Annotated in this window: 4 protein-coding genes; all 4 read right to left on the reverse strand. The window is 62.6% G+C overall.

The genetic code is table 11. The annotated features are described in order from the left end of the window. Window positions 1-209: 209 nt before the first annotated feature. The gene (gene gmd, locus J8I87_RS43515; RefSeq protein WP_209938788.1) at window positions 210-1,253 is read right to left on the reverse strand and encodes a GDP-mannose 4,6-dehydratase; all 1,044 of its coding nucleotides are present in this window, start codon (window positions 1,251-1,253) and stop codon (window positions 210-212) included. Next, the gene (locus J8I87_RS43520; RefSeq protein WP_209938790.1) at window positions 1,250-2,005 is read right to left on the reverse strand and encodes an SGNH/GDSL hydrolase family protein; all 756 of its coding nucleotides are present in this window, start codon (window positions 2,003-2,005) and stop codon (window positions 1,250-1,252) included. The genes gmd and J8I87_RS43520 overlap by 4 nt, the downstream gene beginning before the upstream one ends. After that, window positions 2,002-3,087 carry an acyltransferase family protein gene (locus J8I87_RS43525; protein ID WP_209938792.1) on the reverse strand — a complete coding sequence of 362 codons (1,086 nt, stop codon included), beginning with the start codon at window positions 3,085-3,087 and terminating at the stop codon, window positions 2,002-2,004. Before J8I87_RS43525 ends, J8I87_RS43520 begins: the two co-directional genes overlap by 4 nt. A 120-nt stretch (window positions 3,088-3,207) precedes the next feature. After that, entirely contained in the window at window positions 3,208-3,411 is a 204-nt protein-coding gene (locus J8I87_RS43530) for a hypothetical protein (RefSeq protein WP_209938795.1), read from the reverse strand. Window positions 3,412-3,724 lie beyond the last annotated feature (313 nt).

Genomic DNA, 3,724 nt, shown 5'->3' on the forward strand with positions numbered 1-3,724 from the left:
GCGAACCGCATCGCGGATGCCCACGCAGGGCAAGGCGAACCCCATAGCGGCATGCCCGCGAAAGGGCAAGGCGAACCGCATCGCGGATGCCCACGCAGGACAAGGCGAACCGCATCGCGGATGCCCACGCAGGGCAAGGCGAACCCCATAGCGGCATGCCCGCGAAAGGGCAAGGCGAACCACCTCACACCATGCCCCCGGCAAGGCCCCTACCAGGAGACCCCATTCTGATTCCGCGCAATATCCGCATCGACCATCATCTTGCACAACTGCTCGAGCGACGTCTGCGGATTCCAGTTGAGCTTTTCACGCGCCTTGTCCGCGCAGCCGATCAGCAGATCGACCTCGGCGGGCCGGTAGAATTTCGGGTTCACGCGAATCAGCGTCTTGCCTGTCCTCACGTCGATACCCGTTTCGCGCTCGTTGCGGCCCGACCATTCGAGCTGGTAGCCGGCAGCCGCAAAGGCCATCTTCACGAAATCGCGCACCGTCTCCGTGCGGTTAGTCGCTAGCACGTAGGTGTCGGGCTCCTGCGCCTGCAGCATGCGCCACATGCCTTCGACGTATTCGAGCGCGAAACCCCAGTCACGCTTCGCATCGAGGTTGCCCAGCTCGAGTACGTCGGCCTTGCCGAGCTTGATCTTCGCGACGGTGTCCGTGATCTTGCGCGTGACGAACTCGCGGCCGCGCAGCGGCGACTCGTGATTGAACAGAATGCCGCTGGTCGCGAACATGCCGTACGACTCGCGGTAGTTGATCGTCGACCAGTGCGCGAACAGCTTCGCGACGCCATACGGGCTGCGCGGATAGAACGGCGTGTCCTCGCGCTGTGGCACGGCCTGCACCTTGCCGAACATCTCCGAGGTGGACGCCTGGTAGAAGCGCATCTTCGGGTTCACGGTGCGGATGCCTTCGAGCAAGTTCAGCACGCCGACGCCCGTCACCTGTGCCGTCGTCGACGGCTGGTCGAACGACACGCCGACGAAGCTCTGTGCAGCGAGGTTATACAGCTCGTCGGCCTGCACCGTGTCGAGCAGACGCAGCGTCGAGCCCGCGTCGGTGAGATCGTGCTCGACGAGTTGCAGGTTCGGATCGTTCATGACGCCGAGCTCTTCCATCCGCCAGAAGTTGACGGAACTGGTGCGGCGATAGGTGCCCGTGACCTGATAGCCCTTGCCGAGCAGCAGTTTCGTCAGATAGGCGCCGTCCTGGCCGGATACGCCGGTGATGATGGCCTTGCGTTGTGTGGTCATGAGTTGCCTTTCGTCGGGTTGTCGGAAATTGAATGAAGAGGGGATGCAGCATCGCCGTCGACGAGACGCCGCACGAGCGGCTCGATCACCTGAAAGTCCTGCTGCGCTTTCACGCGATACAACTCCGGCTTCGGGTGCGCGCCGTCGGACATGTGCGTCTTCCAGTCGGCCATCGCGGAGATCGCCGCGTAGTGATCGACGAGGGGCACCTGCTGTTCGGACGCTACGCGCCGCGTCATCGCGGCCATGGCCGCAAGACGCGCGTTCAGACGCGCATCCGGCATCGGATTCGAGGTCTGCAGCACAGGCAGCTTGCCGAGCGCACGCGCGGTGTTGACGAGGTCGGTCTCGGCCTCGTAGAACTGCTCGGGCGTCTGGTTGTGCATCACCTCGTTGATGCCGTAGTTGATCGTGACGATCTGCGCATTCGATGCGGCGAGGCGCGCTTTCCAGGGCCTATTGCCGCCGGGACCCGTGCCGTCGCGCAGTTGCGAGGCCATCGTGCCGCCAACGCCATGGTTGGCCACCGACACGCGCGCGCCATACTTCGCGCGCAGCTCGTCTTGCAGGTACGCCACCACGTTGTCGGCGCGCGGCCCGCAGCGGCCGTCGCTGCACGAGATGCCAAGCGTCGTCGAATCACCGTATGCCTCGATCAGCACCTGCCGGCTCGCGCTGTCCTGCGCATGGGCGAGGGCGGCGCACAGGACGGCGGCACACGCGGCGGCCCGCAGCGGCAACGACGGCTTCATGCGCTCGTCCTCGACGCTTCGCGCGCTGTGTGCAAAGCCTGCTCGTGTTGTACGTCGCGCGTTGCGCTGCCGTGAATCAGGCGACGCTCGAAGCCGAACCACGACGCGCTCGCATAGAGCAGCGTGATTGCGAGCGCGAGCGCGGCCGTCACGTAGCGGTTGTAATGCAGCGGCCACAGCGCGTAGAGGATCGTCAGGTGGATCAGATAGATCGTGTAGCTGATCGTGCCGATATGGACGAGCAACGGATTGCACAGCACACGCTTCACGATGCCGTTGCTGCGCAGCGCGATGATGACGACGGACGTGCACAGCACGAGCGACACGCTGTACAGACCCGCATTCGACAGCGGCGTGTTGGCCGCGCGAAAGCGCGGGTAGTGCAGATGCAGCCACGCGAGCACCGCGAGCGCCACGCACACGCCGGCCACGGCGAGCCACTTGAACGGCTCCAGCGCGTTCGCGTCGCGCCGCACGGCGACGGCGAGCAGCGCCCCTGCCGCGAGCAGATCCATGCGAAACGGCGTCAGGTAATAGATCGGCCAGAACGAATCGAACCACGGCGTCGCGACGGCACGCAGCGCAGGCACCAGCAGGATCAGCGCGCCCGCCGCCAGCCCGAGCGCGCGCTCGGGCACGAGCAGGATCACGAACGGCCAGACGATATAGAACTGCTCTTCGACTGCAAGCGACCACAGCACGTTCAGGCTGTCATGTCCGCTTTGTCCGAGCGCGTCGCCGATATTGGTCGCGAAGAACGCATACCACGCCCAATGCTGCGCCCAGCCGAAACCGAACAGCAGCGACGACACGGCCATCAGCAGCAGATAAGGCGGCAGGATGCGCCGTGCGCGTCTCGCGTAGAAGTAGCTGAAGTACGACTGCCCGCGCGCCTTGCGTTCGAGCAGGATGCCCGTGATCAGAAAGCCGCTCAGCACGAAAAACAGATCGACGCCCATCCACAACGGCGCCTTCAATGCGTGCTGCGCGAATACCGCGAGCACGGCAATCGCGCGCAGTCCGTCGAGCTGGACGATGCGTCCGTTGTGCGAGGGCGAAGCGGGCGGGGTGCTGGCTGTCATGAGCGTCCGTGTATGCGCCTGATGCGGTATTCGTTGGGCCATGCACGGTGTCGCGAGGCGATCACCATGAAGACGGCAAAGTGGCTTCGATTCTAGGCAAATAAAATCGACCAAAAAATCTCAACGAAATAAACGAATTGATTCGAATAAAACGAAGGGAATTTTATTTATCGAAATAGACCGTTGCAGCTTGATACGTGGCGCGCCGCTATCGCTGGCAAGAGATCCGGATACGGCATCCGGCGCGGTAGGAACGTTTTTTTGCGTACAAAAAATTGCCTGAAATGCATGCGCGGCCAATTTTTTTCGCTTTTCTTTTCGCATGTTCCGTCCGCCGAATAATTTTGAATTATTTGCGAATTTCCTTTGTCATTCTTTGCACGTACCGTTAGGCGCTGATTGGATCATTGCGCATTACCGCGATTGCGCGCATTGCGCTTTTCGCTTTGCAGACTTCCCGATTGCGCGTCTTTCGTTTCGTCTCGACTGGAGAACTCACGTTGTCCCGACTCACGCTTGCCCGCGCGATGTGCGCGTTTGCCTTGCTCGCGACCCTGCACGCACTCGCGGAACCCGCGCTGAACGTGCAGACGTCGTGGCTCGGCAACACATTCGGCTACGGCGACGGCACATGGAC

The organism is Paraburkholderia sp. LEh10, assembly GCF_017814945.1.
Lineage (GTDB): Bacteria > Pseudomonadota > Gammaproteobacteria > Burkholderiales > Burkholderiaceae > Paraburkholderia.

Excerpts from the sequence above, each read along its gene's own strand:
- gmd (WP_209938788.1), bottom strand. The coding sequence starts at position 1,253 with ATGACCACACAACGCAAGGCCATCATCACCGGCGTATCCGGCCAGGAC.
- J8I87_RS43525 (WP_209938792.1), bottom strand. The coding sequence starts at position 3,087 with ATGACAGCCAGCACCCCGCCCGCTTCGCCCTCGCACAACGGACGCATC.
- J8I87_RS43520 (WP_209938790.1), bottom strand. The coding sequence starts at position 2,005 with ATGAAGCCGTCGTTGCCGCTGCGGGCCGCCGCGTGTGCCGCCGTCCTG.
- J8I87_RS43530 (WP_209938795.1), bottom strand. The coding sequence starts at position 3,411 with ATGCGAAAAGAAAAGCGAAAAAAATTGGCCGCGCATGCATTTCAGGCA.